Raw genomic sequence first — 22,994 nt, 5'->3', positions numbered from 1 at the left:
GCTGCCGGACGAACACCCTGTCCCTGTTCAGGTTGATAGGTGGACGAGTGATTGGGCATCCGTTTCCTCCCGGCTGTAGATCCCGGCGCTCCTGCCGGCGCGCATCACCATGATGCGGTCCGACATGCCGAGAACTTCGTCGATTTCCGACGAGATCATCACGACCGTGCCGCCGGCGGCGGCGAAGTCGCTGATGATCCGATAGATTTCACGCTTGGCCCCGACATCGACACCGCGGGTCGGCTCGTCCAGAAGCAGGACCTTCGGGTTGCGAAGGAACCACTTTGCGAGCACCACCTTCTGCTGGTTGCCGCCTGAAAGGCCGGAAACCGGCATCGTGTCGCGCGCGGCCTTGATCTGGAACTTTTCCCGCATGTCGCGGCTCGCTTGCGCCTCCCGCCCCCGATCCATGGCGAAGGCGGGACTCATTTCCGGCAGGCTCGCCATGCAGATGTTGGCGCGCACGGAATCGGAGAGATTGAGACCGGTCAGCTTGCGGTCCTCCGTGACCAGCGCCAGTCCCTGCGCCATGGCATCCGCCGACTTGGAAATGGTGATCTCGGTACCGTCGACCTTGATGCTTCCCGCCGAAGGCTTGTCGAGCCCGAAGAGGCAGTTGAAAATCTCCGTCCGGCCGGCCCCCATCAGGCCGTAAATGCCGAAGATCTCGCCCTTTCGTGCGGAGAAGGAGATATCTTCGATCTTGTTCGGGCAGGTGAGGGCGGTAACTTCGAGAACGGTTTCCAAGGTGGGCGTGTTGGTCTTGATGTATTCCTCGGACAGTTCGCGGCCGACGATCATGCGGATCAGATTGTGCCGGTCGATGTCTGCAAGCGCCCCGCTGCCGACATAGGCGCCGTCACGAAAGACCGTGTAGGAGTCGGCGATCTGAAAGATCTCCGACAGCCGGTGAGAAACGTAGACGATGCCGCGGCCCTGGGCCTGCAGGCGTCGGATCGCGGCAAAGAGGTGCTGTGCCTCGCGCTCGCCGATCGCCGATGTAGGCTCATCCATGAAGATGACCTCGGCATCGTGACTGAGCGCCTTGGCGATCTCGACGAGCTGCATCTGCGCGACGGAGAGATTCATCATGTACTGCGTGGCTCGAATGTCGAATTCGAGATCGTCCAGCAGCTTTTGCGCGGACCGGTTCATGGCCCGGAAGTCGATGCCTCCGAACCGCCCGGAAGGCTCGCGGCCAAGATAGATGTTCTCCGCAACCGTCATGTGAGGGACAGGGCTGAGCTCCTGTTCGATGATGGCAATGCCCGAGGCCAATGCGTCGGCCGGGCTTGCGAACTCCACGTCCTTGCCGCGGCGGCGGATTGAGCCGGCATCGCGCTTGAAGATACCCATCAGTATCTTGAGGAAGGTCGACTTGCCGGCGCCGTTGCCGCCGCAGAGTGCGTGAACCGTGCCGGCGCGAAGTTGAAAGCGGCCTTCGCGCAAGGCTGCGACGCCACCAAAGGACTTCTTCAGCCCTTCCACCTCGAGCAAAAATTCCACGTCGTTTCTCCTCCCACGGCTGCTCGACACCCCTCCTTGGCGCGAGCCGATCGACACGAATGCTCTTTCTTCTTGGTGTCGATTTTTACAATAGTCGATTAGCACTCGACAAATGTCAAGCGGTGGATGAGACTATGAATGCCACCCCGTTGGCCGCGGATCGAATGCCCCCGCGGACGCCCAGGGCCCAGGCGCAAGACGGCGCGTTGTCGGCATGGTGCGGAGAACCAGCCCAAAATCGAAAGGAAGGGAGCCTATGAAGATCGCTATCGGCGCCGACAGTGGGGGAAAGCCGCTTCTCGATGTGATTGCAGCGCATCTGGCCGGAAAGACCGGCATCACGCTAACCGATCTCAGTCAGCCGGGCTTCTATGCCGACATATCGCAGACGGTTGCTCGAAAGGTGGTTGAAGGCGAATTCGACCGCGGTCTGCTGTTCTGCGGAACCGGCATCGGCGTTTCGATTTCCGCCAACAAGGTGCCGGGGATACGCGCCGCACTGACCCACGATACCTATTCGGCCGAACGTGCTGCCAAGTCCAACAATGCGCAGATCATCACCATGGGCGCGCGTGTGATAGGCCCGGAACTGGCGAAGGCGATCGTCGACAAGTATCTGGCGTCCAACTTCGATCCAACCGGGCCTTCGGCGGAGAACGTCAAGGCGGTTGATCGGCTTGACCAAATCAAGGGTTAGAGCAATTCCAGGAAAAGTGGGAACCGGTTTCCCCGGGAAAAGCGCGTAGCGCTTTCCCTTAGGGAATTGCGTCAAAACAAAGAGCTGGAGTGGTTCAGCGTTTCCGTGAAACGGTGAACCGAGCTTGCGACTGCTGGCATTGTCAGGATTTCCGGTGCGCCGCCAACGCTGCCCAGGTTTCCGCAACGGCGACGATTGCGGCGTTGATCGGTCCGCTCGGGATCGCCGGCATCACCGAGGCGTCGACGACAAAGATGTTGTCGAAGCCGTTCAGCCGCAAATCGGGGTCGACGACGGCGTCGGCATCGCCACCCATCCGGCATGTGCCGGCCGGATGATGATGGGTGGAGGCAGCGCTGGCGATGAAGGCATCGATCTCGTCGTCGGACTGAGCCGATATACCGGGCAGGACTTCCGCATCGCGCCATTCGTCGAGAGCCGCATGATGGCCGACCATGCGCGCCCTTTTCAAGGCCGTCCTGAAGACCCTGCGGTCGTGTTCGGTTTCGAGATAATGCGGATCGATCACCGGCGCATCGTTACGGCCGGGCCCGCCCGGTGCGATGCGCCCGCGGCTTGTCGGATGGGTAACGCCGCACAGGATCGTAAAGGCGGAGCCGTAGGGCGGAGCATTCAGGCCCTCGGCCGCTGACGGCGCGACGACGCAGGCGAGCACCACGTCGGGACTTCCCGACGAACGGGCCGGGTCGTCACCATGCAGGTACATCAGCGATTCGGAGTGCTGCAGGCGGGACGGCGGCACCGGCTTTTTCGTGCTGTAGACATTCCCAAGAGCCAGCAGATGGTCCTGCAGGTTGCGGCCGACATCGCGTCGGTCGGCAAGGCAGCGTATCCCCGCCTGCTTCAGGGTATCCGCACAACCAATGCCCGACCGCATGAGGATGAGCGGCGTTGACACGGCGCCGGCGCAAAGAACAATCCGGTCGGCGGACAGCGTTCTGGTCTGCCCCTCGCACACCACGATCACGCCCGTGACCTTGTGGCCGTCCAGCACGAGATGCTCGACCTCGTGGCCGGTGAGCAAGGTCAGGTTCGGCCGCGCCATGACTCGCGGCGGCAGATAGGCGTCGGCGACGCTCACGCGCTTGCCGTCGCGTATGTTGAGGGAGTTGGGGCTGGTGCCGACCAGTTCGCCGCTGTTGTGGTCGCTCAGTATGGGGGCACCCAAGGCGTGCCCGGCCGCGATGTAGGCACGCACGACCGGACTGACCTCGGCGTCCGGCAGATACACGTCCAGCGGGCCGCTCCTGCCGCGTGTCGGCCCGGCGAAGGCCGTGAAGGCTTCACTGCGGATGAAGCCCGGCAGCAATCCCTGATAGGACCAGCGCTCGCCGCCGGCTTGCGCCCAGGGTTCGAAATCGTCGGGATGGCCGCGCACATAGGCCATCGCATGCAGGCAGCTCGAGCCGCCGACGATCTTGCCGCGTGGCCACTCGTGGACGCGGTTGGCGGTGAACGGCTGCGGCACGGTCCGGTAGGCCCAATCGTAGGCGCGGCCCTGGAGCATCGTCCATTTCAGCGGGTCGGCGATATCGGGGTCAGCCGGCATCGTCCCGGCCTCGATCAGGCCGACCTGGCACGACGGGTCTTCACTGAGCCGGCTGGCAACAACCGAGCCGGCGGATCCCGCGCCGATCACCAGCACGTCGAAATGACGTTTCAATTTGAAATTCCCCGCACAGGCTCAATCTCACGCGATGATGCGATCACGCGGCGAAGGCGCCGGCATTCGATCGTTCCATGATCTGCCTCTGCACGGACAACAGATGCGCGCGCATTGCCGCCTCCGCCGCTTCGGGATCGCGCTGCGATATCGCTTCGGCGATCAGGCGGTGCTCGCCGTCGCGCTGGGCGATCCGCTTGGGGCAGGTAGGAGCGGCGGTGCGTGCAACCTTCACCCGCGCGTCGACACCGACCTGACGCAACATTTTGTAGAATTCTGCCGCGAGATGGTTGCGGGCAGCAGCGACGATCGCGAGATGGAAGGCGAAGTCGACCTCACCCGATGGAGCATTCTCCGGCGTGGTTGCCGCGTCCATGATCCGCGCCGTCTCGAACGAGGACGCGCGCAGCGACGCCAACCTGGCAAGGCCCGGCTCCATGATCAGGCGCAATTCCAGAACCTCGATCGGGTTGGTCACCCTGACAAGTTCCTCCCCGTATCTTGGAAGGGCGGTCGGCGCCCGCCTGGCGCGCGCCGGTTTGAGATCGCCCGCATGACGCAGCACTTCAAGCGCCTTGCGAAGCTGATGGCGCTTTACGCTCAGATGTTCTGCAAGGTCGCGCTCGGACGGAAGTTTGCCGCCGCCCTGTTGCAACTGGCGCACTGCGGCAATGATGTCGTCGAGATCCGATGCTTCCACCTGCGGCTCGAATGCGCTCAAAACCAAATCTCCTGTCCGATCGGCAGGCGCCGACTCAGCGTCCGGTTATCATATTGTGACACGAAACCTGATGGAAACGGCACTCAACCAATTCAACCAATCTACATCCACATGCGGTGGTTGACAACACCAGTTGCGCGATGGTTGACTGACTTCGTTGACGGCTGCCATCGCGGCTGTCCTTCTCCCGAGGGTCATGGATGCCGGCTGACGAAACCTTTGACTACGTCATTGTCGGCGCGGGTTCGGCCGGTTGCGTGCTGGCAAACCGGCTGACTGAGGACCCTGCGGTTTCGGTGCTTCTGCTGGAGGCGGGGGATTGGGACCGCGATCCGATGATTCACATCCCGCTCGGCTGGGGCAAGATCCTGACCGAGCGCCGCCACGACTGGATGTATTTCTGCGAACCCGAGGCCAATGTCGGCGGCCGCAAGGTCGAATGCGCGCGCGGCAAGGTCATCGGCGGCTCGTCTTCAACCAATGCCATGGCCTATGTGCGCGGCAATCGCGGCGATTACGATCGCTGGGCGGCAACCGGACTGAGCGACTGGTCGTTCGACAAGGTGCTGCCCTATTTCAAGAAGCAGGAGCGCTGGGAAAAGGGCGCAAGCCAGTATCGCGGGGGCAGCGGACCGCTGAACACCCAGTTCTGCCGCTACAAGGATGAACTGATCGATGCCTTCGCCACGGCCAGCCGTGATGCGGGATATCCGCAGACCGACGACTACAACGGCGCCGAGCAGGAAGGTTTTGGCCGCCTGCAGATGACGATCGAAAACGGCCGCCGCTGCTCGACCGCGTCCGCCTATCTGCGCCCGGCCATGCGCCGCGGCAATCTCGAGGTGCTGACCGGCGCGATGGCGACGAAGATCCTGCTGAAGGATGGGCGCGCTACCGGTATTGCCTATACCAGAGGCGGGGCGGGGCATGAAGCTCTCGCGCGGCGCGAGGTTCTGCTTGCCGGCGGCGTCATCAACACGCCGCAACTCATGATGCTGTCGGGGATCGGTGACGGAGCTGAACTCGCGGCACATGGTATCGAGACGAAGGTCGATCGTCGGCAGGTCGGCAAGAATTTGCAGGACCATGTTTCGGTCATCGTGATGTATCGGCGCAAGCAGCCAGGACCATTTCTCAGGATGATGCGGGCCGATCGCATCGGCCTGGATTTCGTCAAGACCTATCTAACGGGCAAGGGCTTTTCGGGGGATGTGCCCGGCGGTGTCGTCGCGTTCCTCAAAAGCGATGCAAGCCGGCCGCTGCCGGACGTACAGCTGCTTTTCACCGCTGCACCGCTTGGGGCGTGGCCCTACATGTCGCCGTTCAAGGCGCCGTTCGCCGATGGCTTTGCAACGCGTATCGTCGCCGTGCAGCCGGAGAGCCGTGGCAGCGTCAACCTGGCGTCGAGCGATCCGTTCGCCGCGCCGCTGATCCATCAGAACTTCTTGTCTTCGCAGCGCGACTGGCAGTCGCTTCGCGCCGGCTTTCGTGTTGCGCGCAACCTTGCCAGCCAGCCGTCCATGGCCCCGTTCGTTGGCGCGGAATTCTTCCCCGGCCCCAAATGCGAGAGCGACGAAGAGATCGACGAGCATATCCGCAAGACATCGATCACCGTGCACCATCCGGCCGGCACCTGCCGTATGGGTGTCGATGCGGAATCCGTCGTCGATCCGGAATTGCGGGTGCGCGGCGTTGCCGGACTTCGTGCCGTGGATGCCTCCGTGATGCCGGATCTCGTCTGCGGCAACATCAATGCGGCGGTCATCATGATCGCCGAAAAGGCCGCCGACCTGATCCGCAGCCGCGCTCAACAGAGCGTGGCGGCCTGATAGTGACGGCTGAAATGCAACCAATATCTTTTGGTTGAGATTAAAATCTGCATTTGGTTGGGCTGCCATGTGATCCTACATGGCCGTGACGGGTTGGACGCAACTTGCAGGTTTGAGCAGTCTTTGTGCTATTTTCGCGTCATTTCTGCCCATTTTTGGGCATTTGCCGTTCGAAAATGCGTCTCAACCAAAAACTTTTAAATTTCGCAATTTGGGGATTGTCGAGCAAAACCAATGCGAATACGGTTGAGTTGGTTAGAAGCATTTTCTGCGTGACAAGAGGTGTCCGACATGTCCCTGGCGCAACCAGCTAACGATACGCTCACCAACAAGAAAGCAGCACTCAAGGGCCTCTACGACGCCCTCTACGAAAAGAACATGTTTCCGTTCTGGGCGACGTCGGAAGGCGTGGACCATGACGAGATCAAGCAGCTGATGGCGACGTCGAAGGCCATTCCTTTCGTCTGGTCCTATTCGGACATCGAGCCGCTGCTGCAGCGCGCCGCCGAACTGGTGACCATGGACGACAGCGAGCGCCGTTCGCTGATCCTGGTCAATCCGGGCCTTGCGCCCAAACGCGCATCGGTCAGCACGATGTACACCGCCTACCGCCTGAACGATCCGGACGAGATCATGCCGCCGCACAAGCACTCGCCGAGCGCCATCCGCTTCGGCCTGACCGGCAAGGGCAACTTCACCGGCGTCGAGGGCGAGGACGTGGTCTTCGGCCCGGGCGACATGGTGCTGACGCCCAACGACGCCTGGCACAATCACGGCACGGTGGGCGGCGAGCAGGCGGTCAACCTGTCGGTGCTCGACCTGCCGCTGGTCGAGACGCTGCACGCCGTCCATTTCGACCACAAATACACCGAGATGGTCGACGGCAAGGAAGTCGAGAAGAAGGTGCAGACCGCCCGCTATCCGAGCGACTACTCACAGCGCATCTATGGCGAGGGTGGCCTGATGCCGCGTTTCGTCGACCACAAGCGCGGTGGCGGCCTGTCGTCGCCGATGTATGTCTATCGCTGGGAGAAGATGGAAGCGGTCCTCGATGCCCACAAGGACTGGGATGGCGACCCTCATGAAGGCATCGTCGTCGATTACGTCGATCCGAGCACAGGCGGGCCGGTCTTCCGTACCATCAATTTCTACGCTCAGATGCTGCGCCCTGGCGAGAAGACCTTGCCGCAGCGTGAAACCGCCAGCCTGCTGCTGGCGCCCTTCCGCGGCAACGGCCATTCGATCATCGATGGCAAGCGTTACGACTGGAACCAGTTCGACACGATCGCCATACCCGGCGGATCGTGGGTCGAACATGTCAACGGCTCCTCTAGCGAGCCGGTGATCTTCTTCGGCGCCACCGATGCGCCGACCCAGAAGGCGCTGCTCCTCTACAAGCGCTGGGGCCGCAACCAGGCCGGCGATCTGCTTCGCCTCGCCTGATCCTCGTCCTCCGGCAAGAATGTCGCGCCGCCATGGCGGCGCGACATCGAAAACGACGTTTCAGCAGCAAAGGCGCATGCATTTGGTTTCGGCGTTCAACACCAAGCAGATCGGTCATGTCGACTGTCCGGGCGGCGGTCAGGTCTGGGTCGATGGCAACATCCTCTATATCGGCCACATGCGGCCGCCGAGCGGCACGACGCTGGTCGACATTTCCGACCCGCGCAATCCGCGCAAGATAACGACGATCGATGTCCCCCCCGGCTGGCACTCGCACAAGGTGCGCGCCAAGGACGGGCTGATGATCATCAATCACGAGCGCTTCGGCAGCGACGGCCCGGCCGACTTCGGCGGCGGACTGGCGCTCTACGACACCACCAAGCCATCACAGCCCAGGCTCATCTCGAAATGGATAACCGGCGGCAAGGGCGTCCACCGCTATGACTTCGACGGCCGTTACGCCTATATCTCGCCGACCGCCGATGGCTATGTCGGCAATATCGTGATGATCCTCGATTTGATCGATCCCACGAAGCCGGTCGAGGTCGGACGCTGGTGGATTCCCGGCCAATGGACCGGCGGTGGCGAAGAATACCCCTGGCATGACTATGTCACGCCGCGTTGCCACCATCCGCTGCGCATGGGCGACCGGCTCTATGTCAGCTACTGGCATCACGGCCTGTTCATCCTCGACATTTCGGACATCTCCAAGCCGAAGCTGATCTCGCACGTCAATTCGAGCCCGAGCTTTCCGCATCCCACGCATACATGCCTGCCCATCCCGCAGCTGCTCAAGGGTCGCAACATCATGGTGGTGGCGGATGAGGATGTCGCCAAGCTTCGGCCATCGGCGCCGGCCTTCACCTGGATCTACGACATCACCGACGAGACCAACCCGTTGCCGATTTCGACCTTCCAGGTGCCGGGCCTCGACACGGATGGTTCACCGCAGCCGCAGATGACCGGCTGCCATCAGCCTTCCGAACGGTTCAAGGGAACGGTCATTCCGTTTGCATGGTTCGCGCAGGGACTGCGGCTGGTCGACATCGTCGACCCGTTCGCGCCAAAGGAAGTCGGCCATTTCATGCCCGACGCGCCGGAGGGTGCGGAGCGTTCCTCGTCCAACGACGTGACCATCGACGATCGCGGCATTGTCTACCTGATCGACCGCATCCGTGGCGTCGACATCATCGAAACCAGCGTTCTCTAGGAGCAGGCATTGAGCGACAGCACGCGAAAATCCGCCAGCCACTACGCCATCGGCAACAAGAACCCGAACCTGCCGTTTCATCCGGCTGTGCGGGCCGGCGATTTCATCTTCGTCTCCGGCCAGGTGCCGAAGGACGAAAACAACAACATGATCAGCGGCACGATCGAGGAAGAGACGCTGGCCACGCTGAAGACCATCGCGCGCGTTATCGCGCATGAAGGCGCGACGCTGTCCGATGTCGTGCGGATCACCACCTATCTCGAGGATACGCGCGATTTCGGCCGCTACAACAAGGCGTTTCTCGAAGGGATCGGCGACGCCGTGCTGGCGCGTACGACCGTCGAGGCCAAGGCGGTCATCAACACCAAGATCGAAATGGACGCCATCGTCTACAAGCCGCTGCCGGCCGGCAAGTAGGCACGACACAATCGAGGAGATGACATGTACAAGCTCTTAGGCCGCCAGACATCAGGCAACGTCCAGAAGGTGCTCTTCATGCTCGAGGAGCTTGGGGCATCCTACAAGCGCGAGGATTATGGCCGCCAGTTCGAGAACACGCAGACGGCCGAATACAAGGCGCTCAACCCGACCTCCAAGGTCCCGACGCTGGTCGACGGCGGCACCGTGATCTGGGAGTCCAACACCATCCTGCGCTATCTCGCGGCATCCGGCGGCGAACATTTGACTGGCGCCACGCCGGCGGAAAAGACCGAGGTCGAGCGCTGGATGGACTTCCTGCTGGCGGCGGTCAATCCCGGCTACCTGGCGGCCTTCAAGGGCGCCAAGCTGACACCTGAGGAACAGACCGCCGAATACAAGGAACAGGTGAAGGACCTTGTGGCGCAGCTCAAGATCGTCGACGGCCACCTGGCCGGCAAGGACTTCCTGGCGCTCGGCAAGCTGACCCTTGCCGACATCGCCTGCGCGCCGATCCTGAAGCGCTGCGTCGACTTCAAGATCGACCGGCCGTCGATGCCCAATCTGGAGCGTTGGGTGGCTGCGATCGCCGCTCGACCAGCCTTCAAGGCGGCAACCGCCGCTGCCCCGGCAAAGGCCGCATGATGATCAAGCGCGCCGCTCTCATCGGATTGGGAACGATGGGGCCGGGCATCGCCGCGCGGCTTTCGCGCGGCGGGCTCGATGTCACGGCGTATGATGTTTCGCCGGCGGCGGTCGAGCGTGCCCGCGGCATGCTTGATCTTGCCGGCGGGGTGCTCGACCGTCTCGACATCAAGGCGCCCGGGACAGGCGCCGGCAGCGTGCGTTTCGTCGAGACGATCGCCGAAGCCGTCGATGGCGCCGAACTGGTCATCGAGAATGTGCCGGAGAATATCGACATCAAGGCGCAGGCCTATCGCGACATCGATCCGTTGATCGACGCGTCTGTCATCGTCGCCTCCGACACGTCGGGCATTCCGATCACCAAGCTGCAGGCGCATATCTCGCATCCCGGGCGGATGGTCGGCATGCACTGGTCGAACCCACCGCACATCATACCGATGATCGAGGTGATCGGCGGCGAAAAGACCGCGCCTGAAACCGTGGCGACGATCCGCGACCTCATTCGCTCGCTCGGCCTGCTGCCGGTGGTGGTGAAAAAGGATGTTCCGGGCTTCGTCGAGAACCGCGTCCTCTATGCGTTGCTGCGGGAGGCGGTCGACCTCGTCGAGCGCGGCGTCATCGAGCCGGAAGATCTCGACACCTGCGTGTCGTGGGGCATCGGCTACAAGATCGCCGTCATCGGCCCGATGGCGCTGCTCGATATGGCGGGCCTCGATATCTACAAATCGGTTTCGTCCTTCCTGAACGCCGATCTCTCCAATCGCGACGATGTCGCGCCAATGGTGCTGGAGAAGACCGCTGCGTCGAAGTTCGGCATCAAATCGGGCGAGGGCATGTTCTCCTACACGCCCGAGCAGACAAAGGCGCTGCAAGGCGAACGGGCACGCAAGCTCGTCGCGGTGCGGCGCATCCTGGAAGGCCGGGAGTAGCCAATGTCACATCGTGCGCACGAGGCTGGCCAGGGTGGGGAGTTCCGGTTGGTCCGTTGTGCGAAGCCTGCCTTCGCGGGCCGCACGTTGCGGGTGCGGCCGATGACAATGCGCGGGGCGACAAGCCATGCGCATTGAAACCATTCGAGCCGCCGGCGACAGGCCAGCCCATATCCGCCATGAAGATCTGATCTCCGCCAAAGGCGTTTCGGTGGTGATGGCCCGGCAACTGATCCTCCAGAACATCGATCTTTCGGTGCCAAAGGGGTCGTTTGTCTCCCTTATCGGCCCCTCCGGTTGCGGGAAGAGCACCTTGCTCAAGGTGCTGGCCGGGCTGGTGCAGCCGAGCCAGGGCAGCGTTTCGATCGCCGGGCTCGCTCCGACCGAGGCGGCGCGCAAGCGGATGATCGGCCTCGTCTTCCAGGACGCCAATCTGCTGCCGTGGAAGAACGCCGTCGACAATGCCTCGATGCTGCTGGGTATCGCCGACAAGTCGCTGTCGCGCTCGGACTTGCGGGCGCGCGGGCAGGAGATGCTGGAACTGGTGGGACTGGGCGATTCCGCCCACAAGCGCCCAAACGAACTGTCGGGTGGCATGCGGCAGCGGGTCGCCATCGCACGCGCCCTGGCGCTCGATCCGGCGGTGCTGCTGATGGACGAGCCGTTCGGCGCGCTTGACGCCATCACCCGCGATGCGATGGGCCAGTCGCTGCTGGAGATCTGGCAGCGCACCGGCGAGACCATCGTGCTCGTCACCCATTCCATCGACGAGGCCATTCACCTGTCCCGCCATGTTCATGTGCTGGGGATCAAGCCGGGGCGGATTACCGAGAGCCTCGACATTGCACTGCCTTATCCGCGCGACCTTTCGGTCACGGAGGATCCGGAGTTCGTCAGGTTGGTGGTTCAGTTGCGGACGATGCTGCGCGCCAGCCATCAACCGGGAGGCGTATCTTGAGCGAGCAAAGCATCACGGATCTTTCCGAGCCGCGGCTCGTCTCGAACTGGAGCGCGGCGACAGGCAGTTGGCTTCCCGCGGTCATCCTCCTGCTGGCGACAATCGCGGCGTGGGAAGCTGCCGTGCGGATATTTTCCATATCCGCCTTCGTCGTTCCCGCCCCGTCCGAAATCGCGCAATCGCTGGTCGCGCAATGGGGCACGCTGATGAAGGCGACCCTGGTGACGGCAGGCGAGATCCTGTTCGGCTTCCTGGTCTCGGTCGTGGTCGGCATTGCCATTGCGCTGGTCATTGTCCGCTTCGACTGGTTGGGGCGCGCGCTGTACCCACTGGTGGTGCTGTTCCAGAACGTGCCCAAGGTGGCCCTCGCGCCGATCTTCATCCTCTGGTTCGGCTACGGGCTGGCACCCAAGATCGGCCTGATCCTGGTCATCGCCTTCTTCCCGGTGACATTGTCGATGCTGGCGGGCATGCAATCGGTCGACCGCTCGCTGCTGTCGCTGATGAATTCGGTCGGTGCCAGTCCGACGCAGATCCTGTTCAGGATCCGCGTTCCGCACTCGCTGCCGAACCTGATGGCCGGAACCAAGATCGCCGCCACGTTGAGTGTGATCGGCGCCATTGTCGGCGAATTTGCCGGCGCTTCGGACGGTCTCGGCTACGTCATCCAGTTCGCTTCGACCCAGCTCGATACGGCGCTGGTCTTTGCGGCGCTGCTGCTCGTTTCCGTGCTCGGCATCGCCTTCTACTACGCCGCCGAAATTCTCGAACGCATCGTGGTGCCCTGGGCACCCAAATTCAGCCAGGCCTAGGCCTTCGAACAACCAAAATCATACAAGGGAACAACAATGCTGAGACGCTCACTTATCAAGGCCGCTGCCTTCGCGGCGGTTGTCGGTGCTATCGGCTTCTCCAACGCGGCTTTGGCGGCCGACAAGGTCAACGTCCAGCTCGACTGGGTGGTGCGCGGCAACCACGCCATGTTCTTCGTCGGCAAGGAAAAAGGCTTCTTCGCCAAGAACGACATCGATGTGGCCGAGATCCGCAAGGGCTCCGGTTCGCCCGACGCAATGCGGCTGGTGGGCAATGAGAACGCTGATTTCGGCTTCGGCGATCTTCCCACGCTCGCCGTTGCGCGCTCGCAGAATGTTCCGGTCGTGGCGCTGGCGGCTGTCAATCAGCAGTCACCGCTGGGGATCATTTCGCTGGCCAAGACGCTGAAGCTGGCAAAGCCGTCCGATCTCAAGGGACTGACCATCGGCATTCATCCAGCCGGCTCCACCTATATCTTCTTCAAGGGCTTCCTGGCCGCCAACGGCCTGACCGAAAAGGACATGACGCTGAACAGCGTCTCGCCGCCCTATGAAAGCTACCTGCTCCTCGGCCGGGTTCAGACCGTCGTCGGTTATGTCGACGCGGAGGTTCCCGAACTGGAGGCCAAAGCCGGAGGCCCCGGCTCGCTCAGCATCATGATGGGGGCGGACTACGGCTGGAAGGCCTATGGCTCGGGCCTGTTCACCTCGCAGACGATGATCAAGGACAAGCCGGACGTCGTGCGCCGCTTCGTCAAGGCCTACAGGGAGGCCTTCGACTATGTCGTGGCTCATCCGGATGAGGCCGCCGAGATCACGGCCAAGGCAGCGCCCGGCTATGCGGAAAAGAAGGATGTGTTGCTGGCGCAGATCAACGCCGACATCGCATCGACGTTCAACAGCCCCGACACCAACGAGCACGGTCTCGGCTGGATGACGAAGACGCAGTGGGAGGAAACCTTGAAGACGCTGACGGATCAGGGCGTGCTCAAGGCGGCGTTGTCGGCGGACGATGTCTTCACCGACGCATTCCTGGCAAAAGAATAAGGGGGCGCGCGGTGTTCGAACGGACGGCTCGATGAGCGCCTACCGGCAGAGCAGACTGTCCTGCGCCATGGCGCAGGACACGGCACGCTCGCCTTTCACCGCGTCGGCGCGGTTTAGCGTGATCTGCACGCGGGTGGCATATGCGCGGCCCGACAGGCCGCACCAGAGCCGCTCGACGGGCAGGTTCTCGCGCTTGTCGTTGAGGATCGTGAACGTGCCGGTCTTCCGATCGAACCAGAGTTCGATGCGGGCGCTTCTGCCCGGTTCGACCGTTGCGATCCCCGCCGAATACCAGTGGGCGAAGTCGGCGTTGCAGGACAGCCCTTCGCTGCCCGCATTCGAGATCGTCAGCGGCACCAAGTCGAGCCCGTCGGTGCCCGTGCGGACGGTGACATGGTGCAACTCAACCGCGCTGGCGAAGGAGGAGAACGCCAGCGCCACCGGAAGGACATAACGGATCTTCAATTTGCCTGAACTCCATATGCAATTTGCCTATGCAGTCTATCTCGCTTTCGCGCAATAACAATAAGAATAATGATTGGTAGATCAAACAGAGAGGGTAACATGTTAAAGCTTCTTAAGAGCAGTGTAAGTGCAGCTATATTGAGTGGCGTCTTGATGGGCGGCGCGCTTGCCGCCGAGGTCAAGTCGATTGCTATTCTGACACCCGAAGAGGGCACGGATTTTGGCTGGAACCAGCAAGGCATCGACGCCGCCAAGGCGGCAGGCAAAGCCGCCGGCGTCGAAGTGGTCGTCGCCCAGGGCCTCGGCTATGGCGACGTTCGTCCGACATTGCGGGAACTTGCGTCCGACGGCGCCAGCCTGCTGATCGCCCACGCCAGTGGCTACAACACCTCGGCTCCCGAGATCGCCAAGGAATTGAAAGTTCCGGTGGCGATCGTCGACACGCCGACCGGCCTGGAGAAGGGCCTCGTCGCCGACTACACGCTGAGCGGCCACCAGGGCGCCTATCTCGCCGGCCGCCTCGCCGCCAAGATGTCACGCTCCAAGTCGGTCGGCATCGTGGTGTCGGGCGAACCGCCATCGTGGAATTCGCAGTCGGCGGCGTTCGCGCAAGGCGTGAAGGCGGAGAAGCCGGACGTCAAGATCACCTATGCGGTGATCGGACCCGCCGCCTATAGTGATGCGGCCGGCGGCAAGCGCGTCACTGAAAGCGTGATCGCGGCGGGCGCGGACATCATCTTCGGCCAGGGCAACGGTTCAAGCTTCGGCATGCTGCAGGCGGTCGAGACGACCAAGGCCGCCGATGGCGGCAAGGTCTATTTCATCGACGTCATCGGCGACAAATCGTCGATCGACAAGGGCTTCCTGCTGTCGTCGGTGGTGTGGAACATCGAGCCGGTCTATGCGGCGATGATTGCCGATCTGAAGGCCGACACGTTCGGCACCAAACACTATACGATCGGCCTTCAGGATGACTCGGTCAAGCTGCTGAAAACCGCGGCGATCCCGGACAATGTCTGGGCCGAAATCCAGGCGCTGCGCGAAGACGTCATTTCCGGCAAGATCAAGGTCGATCCGGTCTATGACGCGGCCGCCGTCCGGGCGCTGATGACAAGCGTCGCCCAGTAAGGCGATCAAGGTCGGCTGCCGGAGGGGTGATCCGTTCACCCCTCCGGACGATTCCCATTTTCTGGTGCTGGGCTTTCATGAGCATTTTTTCTTCATCGTCTGTTGTCGTGCGCGACATCGTCGCGCTCGAAGGCGTGACCAAACGGTTCCCCGGCATCGTCGCCAATGACGGCATCGACCTGGCGATCCGTCCGGGTGAGGTGCATGTGCTGCTCGGCGAGAACGGCGCCGGAAAATCGACGTTGATCGGCATGTTGTCCGGCCTGCAGCAGCCGGACGAGGGGCGCATATTGGTCGACGGAAAACCGACCCCGATCACCTCGCCGCGCCATGCCTTGTCGCTCGGCATCGGCACTGTCTTCCAGCACATGATGTTGGTGCCGACGCTGACCGTGGCTGAGAACCTGTTGCTTGGTGGGCCCTGGTGGCAGCGGCCCAGGACCGAGGAACTGGCGGCGCGTGTCGCCGAGATCACCCGCACACTCGGGATCACGGTGAAGCTGCATGCCAAGGTGTCGGAGCTTTCGCTTGGCGAACAGCAACAGGTCGAAATCCTGCGCGCGATGGTCCGCAACAGCCGGTTGCTCATTCTCGACGAGTCCACCTCCATGCTGACGCCCAAAGGCATCGACGAACTGGGCGCGCTGATGCGTCGCCTCGTCGAGCAGGGCCTGGCGATCGTCTTCATCACCCACAAGCTCAAGGAGGCGGCGGCCTTCGGCGACCGCATCTCGGTGCTGAAGCTCGGCCGCAAGGTCGGCGAGATCCCGCCCGAGCGGTTTCGCGCGCTGGGCGAACAGGAGATCATCTCGGAGATCGTGGAACTGATGTTCGGCAAGCAGAAGGATGATCCGGAAGCTGTCGAACGTCCTGTCCGCACTGTCCGCGCCGAAGCGGCTCCGCTGCTTCAGGTCGCGGATCTGGCGGTCGCCCCGACGGACAATGCGCCCGGCCTGTCGTCGATCTCCTTCGACATCCGCCCTGGCGAGATCCTGGGCATAGCCGGCATCGACGGCAACGGCCAGAAGCAGTTGGCGGAGGCACTGGCCGGCCAGCGCGCGGCGACGGGCGGTTCGGTGAGGCTGGAGGGCGTTGCCATCGAGGCGCTGAGCGTCGGCGAACGCCGCCAGCGCGGTCTGCGCTACCTGACCGACGACCGGCTGGGCGAGGGCACTGTCGGAACCTTCCCGGTTTCGATCAACTTCTTTCTCAAGCAGGTCGGCGCAGCGCCGTTGTGGCGCAACGGCGTCGAGCAGCGCGCGGAGATCGACAGGCGCGCCGCCCAGCTGGTGCGCGAATACGATGTGCGTACGCCAAGCCTGAAGACGCCCGTCGCGCGGCTGTCCGGCGGCAACATCCAGAAGGTGCTTCTGGCGCGAGAACTGGCAGAAGGCGCCAAGGTGGTGATCTTCAACAAGCCGACCTATGGCCTCGATCTCGCCAACACCGTGGCGTCGCGCCAGCGCATCCGCGACACGGCCGCGCGCGGCCTTGCCGTGCTGCTGATCTCCACCGACCTCGAGGAATTGCTGAGCATGTGCGACCGCATCGCCGTCATCGCCAACGGAGCGCTGGTCGGCACCGTCGCGAACGCCGACGATGCCCGCACCAGGGTCGGTCGCCTGATGATCGGACTTGCCGCATGAGCATCGACACCGCACCCACGGTCAGTGCTACCGCGCTCGATGCGACGAGCGGGGCGGCGACGCGCCGCGACATTCTGCACCGGCTGCTGATGACCCTCGGCCCGATCCTTGCCGCCCTCGTCATAGCCGGCTGCATCCTGCTTGCCGTCGGCGTCGACCCGCTCGCCTATTATGGCTACGTGCTGGAGAAAGGCCTGTTCTCGCCGCTCGGCATCCAGCAGACGCTGACGCGCATGGCGCCGCTGCTCTTCCTTGCCGCTGGCCTGATCGTGGCCTTTCGCGCCGGCATGTGGAATCTCGGCGGCGACGGCCAGTTCCTGCTCGGCGCGGTGACGGCGGCCGCCAGTGCTCCGGTGTTCGTTCAGATCATGCCATCCTGGCTGGCGCTGATCTGCGCGTTCCTCATTGCCATGGTGGTGGCGATGATCTGGTCGCTGGTGCCGGCCCTGCTGCGTGCCTATCAGGGCGTCAACGAGATCATCACCACGCTGATGATGACGTTCCTCGGGACGTCGCTTGCCAATGTGCTGGTCAAGCTGGTGTTTCGCGATCCTGGCACGACCGTGCCGCAGACCCGCACGCTGCCGGTGGAAGACCGGCTGCCGCGCCTGTTCGAAACAACCATTACCAGCGGCCTGCTGTTTGGACTTGCGGCGATCATCATCGTGCATCTGGTGATGACGCGCACGGCGTTCGGGCTGAAGCTGAGGATCGTCGGCGCCAACCCGCGCGCGGCGATTCATTCGGGGCTTGGCGTGCCCGGCCTGACCATCGCCGTCTTCGCCATTTCGGCCGGACTTGCCGGCCTAGCCGGCGCCGTCGACATCATCGGCGTCCAGGGCAATGTCCGCGCCGACTGGAATCCCGCCTACGGGCTTGCCGTTATTCCCGCGGTGTTTCTTGCCCGCATGAACGGCTTTGCCGCCATCGGTTTCGTGTTCCTGCTTTCGGTGCTTTCGATCGGCGGCGAGAGTGCGGCTCGGCGGCTCGGCGTACCCAATCATTTCACGCTGGTGCTGGTCTCCATCGTGCTGATCGTGCTCGCGCTCGCCGAATATTTCGATCACCGCTACAACCAGTCGCGGAGGGCTTAGGGCATGACCGGGCTCTTCAGCGAAGTCTTTCTCAGCGCGCTCCTGTTCGGCGCCGTCACCGCGGCGATCCCGCTGCTGCTTGCCGGGCTCGGCGAGCAGATGTCCGAGAAGGCGGGCGTGCTCAATATCGGCATCGAAGGCATGATGCTGGCCGGCGCCTATCTCGGCTTTGTCGGCGCCTTCTATTCCGGGTCGCTGTGGCTGGGCTTTCTCACCGGTGCCGCCGGCGGCGCAGCGGTGGCGCTTGTCATGGCGCTGCTTTGCGTGCGCATCGGGCTGAACCAGATCGTCATTGGTATCGCACTGACCTTGGGACTGGAAGGTCTGACGGCACTGCTCCATCACTTCCAGTTTTCGCGCAGCTATCCGCGCCTGCCGGCAGCGGACGCGACGGTCATTCCGCTGCTTTCGGACATTCCGGTCATCGGCCCTGCGTTCTTCAAACAGCATCTGATCGTCTATCTGGCGGTCGCGCTGGTTTTCGGCATGCGCTACGTCTACCGGCGCACACAACTGGGCCTCAACCTGCAGGCTGCGGGCGACAAGCCGGCCGCGCTCGATGTCGCCGGCATCGACGTCGTGCGAACCCGCACCATCGCCGTGTTGACGACCGGAGCACTGGCCGGGCTTGGCGGCGCCTATCTCGCCAATGTCGGGGCCGGGCTATTCATTCCTTTCATCACCAATGGCGCAGGCTTTCTCGGCATCGTGTTGGCCATGCTGGCGCGCGGTCGCCCGATCTGGGTGCTGTTCGGCGCGTTGCTGTTCGGGGTCTGCCTGTCGCTGACGACAGCAATGCAGGTGGCCGGCATCAACATACCGACCGACATCATCCAGATGCTGCCGTTCCTGGCGGTGATGATCATGCTGGTGCTGTTCGGCCGGCGCGCCAGTCTGCCGGCAGCGCTGGGCATTCCATACGAGCGCGGCGCGCGCTGATCACAATCAAGCGCGGACGGGACCCGCGCCAAACAGGAGGCAAGAATGTCGGATACCAAGGTCTACCTGCTCGACGGCGGCTCGCTCGTTCTCGACGGATATCACGTGTTCTGGAACAGGGGCCCTGGCGGCGAAGTGCGCTTCCCCGTCTATTCCATCCTGATCGAGCATGCCGAGGGCCGGTTTCTCATCGACACCGGCTACGACTACGATCACGTGATGAAGGTACTGCCGTTCGAAAAGCCGATCCAGGAAAAGCACCAGACCATCCCCGGCGCCCTGGCGCTGCTCGGCCTCGAACCGAAGGACATCGACGTCGTCGTCAATTCGCACTTCCACTTCGACCATTGCGGCGGCAACAAGTACTTTCCGCACGCCAAGAAGATCTGCCACCGCAGTGAGGTGCCGCAGGCCTGCAATCCGCAGCCTTTCGAACACCTCGGCTATTCCGACCTGAGCTTCTCGGCGGAAGCGGCGGAGGCGCGCGGCGCGACCGCGCAGTTGCTGGAGGGCACGACGCGCGCCAACTCGACCTTCGAGGGCATCGATGGCGACGTCGACCTTGCAAGGGGCGTCAGGCTGATCTCGACGCCTGGCCATTCGATCGGCCACTACAGCCTCCTGGTGGAGTTCCCCAAGCGCAAGCCGATCATGTTCACGATCGATGCCGCCTATACGCAGAAGAGCCTTGAAACGTTGTGCCAGGCGGCTTTCCACATCGATCCGGTGGCGGGCGTCAATTCGATGCGCAAGGTGAAGAAGCTGGCCGAGGACCATGGCGCCGACCTGATGTATTCGCACGATATGGACAACTTCAAGACCTACAGGACCGGCACGCAATTCTACGGCTGACCGTCACCAATGCGGAGACAAGACCATGCGCTATTTTGACCATGCCGAACCGGTCATTACACTCACCTCGGGACCGGTGAACGCCTATCCGGATGTGCTGCGCGGCCTCGGTCGCACGGTGCTCTACGACTACGACCCGGCGTTCCAGCTCTTTTACGAGAAGGTGATCGACAAGGCGCAGAAGGCGATGCGGCTGTCGAACAGGCCGGTCATTCTGCATGGCGAGCCGGTGCTTGGCCTGGAGGCTGCCGCAGCCTCCCTGATCGCGCCCGACGACGTCGTGCTCAACCTCGCCTCTGGGGTTTACGGCAAGGGGTTTGGCTATTGGGCGAAGCGCTATTCGCCACAACTGCTCGAGATCGAGGTGCCCTACAACGAGGCGATCGACCCGCAGGCGGTTGCGGCAATGCTGAAAGCGCATCCGGAAATCACCGTCGTTTCCGTCTGTCACCACGACACGCCGTCCGGCACCATCAATCCGATCGACGCGATCGGCGCGCTGGTTTCGGCGCATGGCGGTTATCTCATCGTCGACGCCGTCTCGTCCTTTGGTGGCATGAAGACGCACCCCGAGGATTGCCAGGCCGATATCTATGTCACCGGCCCGAACAAATGCCTGGGTGCGCCTCCCGGGCTGACGATGATGGGTGTCAGCGAGCGGGCCTGGGCCAAGATGAAGGCAAATCCCCTGGCGCCGCGCGCATCGATGCTGAGCATCGTCGACTGGGAAAATGCATGGTCAAGGAACGAGGCGTTTCCGTTCACGCCGTCCGTCTCCGAGATGAACGGGCTCGACGTCGCGCTCGACCTCTACCTTGGTGAGGGGCCGGAGGCGGTGTGGGCGCGCCACGCGCTCACGGCCAAGGCCATGCGCGCGGGCGTCGCCGCGATGGGCCTGTCGATCTGGGCCGCCAGTGACAAGATCGCGTCGCCGACAACGACCGCAGTCCGTACACCCGAAGGCGTCGACGAGAAGGCGCTTCGCCAGGCCGCGCGCGCCCGCTACGGCGTGGTGTTTTCGTCGGGCCGCGGCGAAACATTGGGGAAGCTGACACGTGTCGGCCACATGGGCCCGACCGCCCAGCCGATCTATGCGATCGCGGCGCTGACGGCACTTGGCGGCGCCATGAACGCGGCAGGGCAGAAGCTCACGATTGGCAAAGGCATCGATGCTGCGCTGGCAGTGATCGATGCCGACGCCTGACCAGACATCACCAGATCACGGATTGAGGGAGCATTTTCATGACTGAACGGCTTATGGGAAAGACGGCCCTGGTTACTGGCGCCGCGCAGGGTATCGGCAAGGCGATCGCAGCGCGGCTGGCCGTCGACGGCGCGACCGTCATCGTCAGCGACATCAACGCGGAAGGCGCCAAGGCGGCGGCGGCGTCGATCGGTGGAAAGGCGAAGGCGATCGCTGCCGACATTTCCGATCCGGCATCCGTCAAGGCGCTCTTCGCTGAAATCCAGGCCCTGACCGGGGGCATCGACATTCTGGTCAACAATGCCAGCATAGTGCCGTTCGTCGCCTGGGACGATGTCGATCTCGACCATTGGCGCAAGATCATCGATGTCAACCTGACAGGTACCTTCATCGTCAGCCGCGCCGGCACCGACCAGATGCGTGCGGCAGGCAAGGCCGGGCGCGTGATCAGCATCGCATCCAACACCTTCTTTGCCGGCACACCGAATATGGCGGCCTATGTCGCCGCCAAGGGCGGCGTCATCGGCTTCACCAGGGCTCTCGCCACGGAACTCGGCAAATATAACATCACCGCCAACGCGGTAACGCCTGGCCTGATCGAGAGCGACGGCGTCAAGGCGAGCCCGCATAACGAGGCCTTCGGCTTCGTCGAGATGCTTCAGGCGATGAAAGGCAAAGGGCAGCCGGAGCATATCGCCGATGTGGTTTCGTTCCTGGCTTCCGACGATGCGCGCTGGATCACCGGCCAGACGCTCAATGTCGACGCCGGGATGGTGCGCCACTAGTCTAAAGCGCATCGCGTACCCAAAACCACTGCACACTTTGGGCGACTCGCATCGGGTCGCAACAGCGGACGGGTGCGGCCAAAAGTGCCCGCCACGGCCATTCAAGGGGAAATCATGGTGAACTTCGGATTCGCGTCGATGTTCGACGGGCTGACGGTTGCAATGCTGGTCGCCGGCCTGGCCATCACCGGCGTGGCGTCCGGTGTGCTGGCCGGCCTGCTGGGGGTCGGCGGCGGAATAGTCATCGTCCCGGTGCTGTTCTGGGTGCTTGCCCTGTTTCACTTTTCGCCTGATGTGACCAGTCATCTGGCGGTCGCGACGTCGCTTGCGGTCATCATTCCCACCTCGATCTCATCGATGCGGTCGCACAACAAGCGCGGCAATGTCGATCGGCCCCTGCTCAATCTCTGGGGACCGGCTATTTTCGCCAGTGCCCTCATCGGCGGCATTATGTCGAAATTCATTCCGGGCGCCGGCCTGCGGCTGGTTTTCGGCGTCGTTGGCCTGCTGGTGGCCGTCAACATGGCGATGCCGAAGAACCTTGTGATCTCCAATCACCTGCCGCAAAGCGGCTGGATCAACCGAGCGATTGCCTCTGTCATCGGCGTTGTCTCTTCGCTCATGGGAATTGGCGGCGGCACGCTCTCGGTGCCGACGCTGTCCAGCTTTTCCTTTCCGGTACACCGAGCCGTCGGCACGTCGTCCGCGCTCGGCCTGCTGATCGCGCTTCCAGCGGTGGCCGGCTTCATCTGGTCGGGTCTCGAGGTTGCTGGCAGGCCTCCGCTTAGTCTGGGTTACGTCAACCTGCCGGCCGTTGCCATCATAGCGCCCGTAAGCTTTCTGTTCGCACCCTTGGGCGCAAGGCTCGCTCACGCGCTCAACCCGCGTTACCTGAAACTTGCCTTTGCGTTCTTCCTGGCGATCACCGCCGGGAGGATGCTGCTCTCCTGAATCTCGGGCCGCGTTCGCCCCTGAAACTGCTG

The 22,994-nt window shown here is 63.0% G+C and carries 22 protein-coding genes; 18 read left to right on the top strand and 4 right to left on the bottom strand.

The window, feature by feature from the left end; genetic code table 11:
* Positions 1 to 27: 27 nt before the first annotated feature.
* The gene (locus tag AC1D10_RS10320) at positions 28 to 1,506 is read right to left on the bottom strand and encodes a sugar ABC transporter ATP-binding protein (protein ID WP_379093317.1); all 1,479 of its coding nucleotides are present in this window, start codon (positions 1,504 to 1,506) and stop codon (positions 28 to 30) included.
* 256 nt (positions 1,507 to 1,762) lie between these two features.
* On the opposite strand from AC1D10_RS10320, the gene derI reads away from it, so the two are divergent.
* The gene (gene derI, locus AC1D10_RS10315) at positions 1,763 to 2,203 is read left to right on the top strand and encodes a D-erythrulose-4-phosphate isomerase (RefSeq protein ID WP_477271223.1); all 441 of its coding nucleotides are present in this window, start codon (positions 1,763 to 1,765) and stop codon (positions 2,201 to 2,203) included.
* A gap of 142 nt (positions 2,204 to 2,345) precedes the next feature.
* Here the strand turns inward: derI and AC1D10_RS10310 are convergent, their stop codons facing one another.
* Entirely contained in the window at positions 2,346 to 3,887 is a 1,542-nt protein-coding gene (locus AC1D10_RS10310) for a GMC family oxidoreductase (RefSeq protein WP_477271221.1), read from the bottom strand.
* A 43-nt stretch (positions 3,888 to 3,930) separates the two neighbouring features.
* Entirely contained in the window at positions 3,931 to 4,608 is a 678-nt protein-coding gene (locus tag AC1D10_RS10305) for a FadR/GntR family transcriptional regulator (RefSeq protein WP_477271219.1), read from the bottom strand.
* 200 nt (positions 4,609 to 4,808) lie between these two features.
* On the opposite strand from AC1D10_RS10305, the gene AC1D10_RS10300 reads away from it, so the two are divergent.
* The 9 genes from AC1D10_RS10300 to AC1D10_RS10260 all read left to right on the top strand — a co-directional run bounded on the left by AC1D10_RS10300 (position 4,809) and on the right by AC1D10_RS10260 (position 13,898).
* Positions 4,809 to 6,437: a GMC family oxidoreductase gene (locus AC1D10_RS10300; protein ID WP_477271217.1), complete on the top strand. Its 1,629-nt coding sequence runs from the start codon at positions 4,809 to 4,811 to the stop codon at positions 6,435 to 6,437.
* A gap of 291 nt (positions 6,438 to 6,728) precedes the next feature.
* Positions 6,729 to 7,880 (top strand): cupin domain-containing protein, encoded by a 1,152-nt coding sequence (locus tag AC1D10_RS10295; protein WP_379093305.1) that lies wholly within the window; start codon positions 6,729 to 6,731, stop codon positions 7,878 to 7,880.
* Between the two features lie 76 nt (positions 7,881 to 7,956).
* Positions 7,957 to 9,090 carry an LVIVD repeat-containing protein gene (locus tag AC1D10_RS10290; protein WP_477271215.1) on the top strand — a complete coding sequence of 378 codons (1,134 nt, stop codon included), beginning with the start codon at positions 7,957 to 7,959 and terminating at the stop codon, positions 9,088 to 9,090.
* Positions 9,091 to 9,099: 9 nt separating this feature from the next.
* Positions 9,100 to 9,507, top strand: a complete 408-nt coding sequence (locus AC1D10_RS10285; protein WP_056582478.1) for a RidA family protein — start codon at positions 9,100 to 9,102, stop codon at positions 9,505 to 9,507.
* Between the two features lie 24 nt (positions 9,508 to 9,531).
* Complete coding sequence (locus AC1D10_RS10280) at positions 9,532 to 10,152, top strand: glutathione S-transferase family protein (protein ID WP_477271212.1); 621 nt, start codon at positions 9,532 to 9,534, stop codon at positions 10,150 to 10,152.
* Positions 10,152 to 11,081 (top strand): 5-formyl-3-hydroxy-2-methylpyridine 4-carboxylate 5-dehydrogenase, encoded by a 930-nt coding sequence (gene fhmpcd1 / locus AC1D10_RS10275; RefSeq protein ID WP_477272072.1) that lies wholly within the window; start codon positions 10,152 to 10,154, stop codon positions 11,079 to 11,081. Before AC1D10_RS10280 ends, fhmpcd1 begins: the two co-directional genes overlap by 1 nt.
* Before the next feature lie 127 nt (positions 11,082 to 11,208).
* Positions 11,209 to 12,039 carry an ABC transporter ATP-binding protein gene (locus tag AC1D10_RS10270; RefSeq protein WP_477271210.1) on the top strand — a complete coding sequence of 277 codons (831 nt, stop codon included), beginning with the start codon at positions 11,209 to 11,211 and terminating at the stop codon, positions 12,037 to 12,039.
* Positions 12,036 to 12,851 carry an ABC transporter permease gene (locus AC1D10_RS10265; RefSeq protein ID WP_477271208.1) on the top strand — a complete coding sequence of 272 codons (816 nt, stop codon included), beginning with the start codon at positions 12,036 to 12,038 and terminating at the stop codon, positions 12,849 to 12,851. The genes AC1D10_RS10270 and AC1D10_RS10265 overlap by 4 nt, the downstream gene beginning before the upstream one ends.
* 36 nt (positions 12,852 to 12,887) lie before the next feature.
* The gene (locus AC1D10_RS10260) at positions 12,888 to 13,898 is read left to right on the top strand and encodes an ABC transporter substrate-binding protein (RefSeq protein ID WP_477271206.1); all 1,011 of its coding nucleotides are present in this window, start codon (positions 12,888 to 12,890) and stop codon (positions 13,896 to 13,898) included.
* A gap of 39 nt (positions 13,899 to 13,937) precedes the next feature.
* On the opposite strand, the gene AC1D10_RS10255 is transcribed toward AC1D10_RS10260, so the two are convergent.
* Entirely contained in the window at positions 13,938 to 14,363 is a 426-nt protein-coding gene (locus AC1D10_RS10255) for a hypothetical protein (RefSeq protein ID WP_477271204.1), read from the bottom strand.
* A 99-nt stretch (positions 14,364 to 14,462) separates the two neighbouring features.
* Here AC1D10_RS10255 and AC1D10_RS10250 point away from each other — a divergent pair, with 99 nt between their 5' ends.
* The 8 genes from AC1D10_RS10250 to AC1D10_RS10215 all read left to right on the top strand — a co-directional run bounded on the left by AC1D10_RS10250 (position 14,463) and on the right by AC1D10_RS10215 (position 22,962).
* Positions 14,463 to 15,491 (top strand): putative B6 ABC transporter substrate-binding protein, encoded by a 1,029-nt coding sequence (locus tag AC1D10_RS10250; RefSeq protein WP_477271202.1) that lies wholly within the window; start codon positions 14,463 to 14,465, stop codon positions 15,489 to 15,491.
* A gap of 77 nt (positions 15,492 to 15,568) precedes the next feature.
* Positions 15,569 to 17,137, top strand: a complete 1,569-nt coding sequence (locus AC1D10_RS10245) for a putative B6 ABC transporter ATP-binding protein (protein ID WP_477271200.1) — start codon at positions 15,569 to 15,571, stop codon at positions 17,135 to 17,137.
* The gene (locus AC1D10_RS10240) at positions 17,134 to 18,231 is read left to right on the top strand and encodes a putative B6 ABC transporter permease subunit 2 (RefSeq protein WP_477271198.1); all 1,098 of its coding nucleotides are present in this window, start codon (positions 17,134 to 17,136) and stop codon (positions 18,229 to 18,231) included. The genes AC1D10_RS10245 and AC1D10_RS10240 overlap by 4 nt, the downstream gene beginning before the upstream one ends.
* A 3-nt stretch (positions 18,232 to 18,234) precedes the next feature.
* Positions 18,235 to 19,170, top strand: coding sequence for a putative B6 ABC transporter permease subunit 1 (locus AC1D10_RS10235; RefSeq protein WP_477271196.1), 936 nt, complete (start codon positions 18,235 to 18,237; stop codon positions 19,168 to 19,170).
* A gap of 45 nt (positions 19,171 to 19,215) precedes the next feature.
* Positions 19,216 to 20,022 (top strand): 4-pyridoxolactonase, encoded by an 807-nt coding sequence (gene pldA, locus AC1D10_RS10230; protein ID WP_477271194.1) that lies wholly within the window; start codon positions 19,216 to 19,218, stop codon positions 20,020 to 20,022.
* 25 nt (positions 20,023 to 20,047) lie between these two features.
* Positions 20,048 to 21,226: a pyridoxamine--pyruvate transaminase gene (ppaT, locus tag AC1D10_RS10225; RefSeq protein WP_477271192.1), complete on the top strand. Its 1,179-nt coding sequence runs from the start codon at positions 20,048 to 20,050 to the stop codon at positions 21,224 to 21,226.
* A gap of 38 nt (positions 21,227 to 21,264) precedes the next feature.
* On the top strand, positions 21,265 to 22,011 hold the full coding sequence (gene pldH, locus AC1D10_RS10220; RefSeq protein WP_477271190.1) for a pyridoxal 4-dehydrogenase, SDR-type: 747 nt from the start codon (positions 21,265 to 21,267) through the stop codon (positions 22,009 to 22,011).
* 117 nt (positions 22,012 to 22,128) lie between these two features.
* Complete coding sequence (locus AC1D10_RS10215; RefSeq protein ID WP_477271188.1) at positions 22,129 to 22,962, top strand: sulfite exporter TauE/SafE family protein; 834 nt, start codon at positions 22,129 to 22,131, stop codon at positions 22,960 to 22,962.
* Positions 22,963 to 22,994: the final 32 nt, after the last annotated feature.

Source organism: Mesorhizobium sp. P2_A8 (genome assembly GCF_056404935.1).
This window is presented reverse-complemented; position numbering and strand designations above follow the sequence as displayed.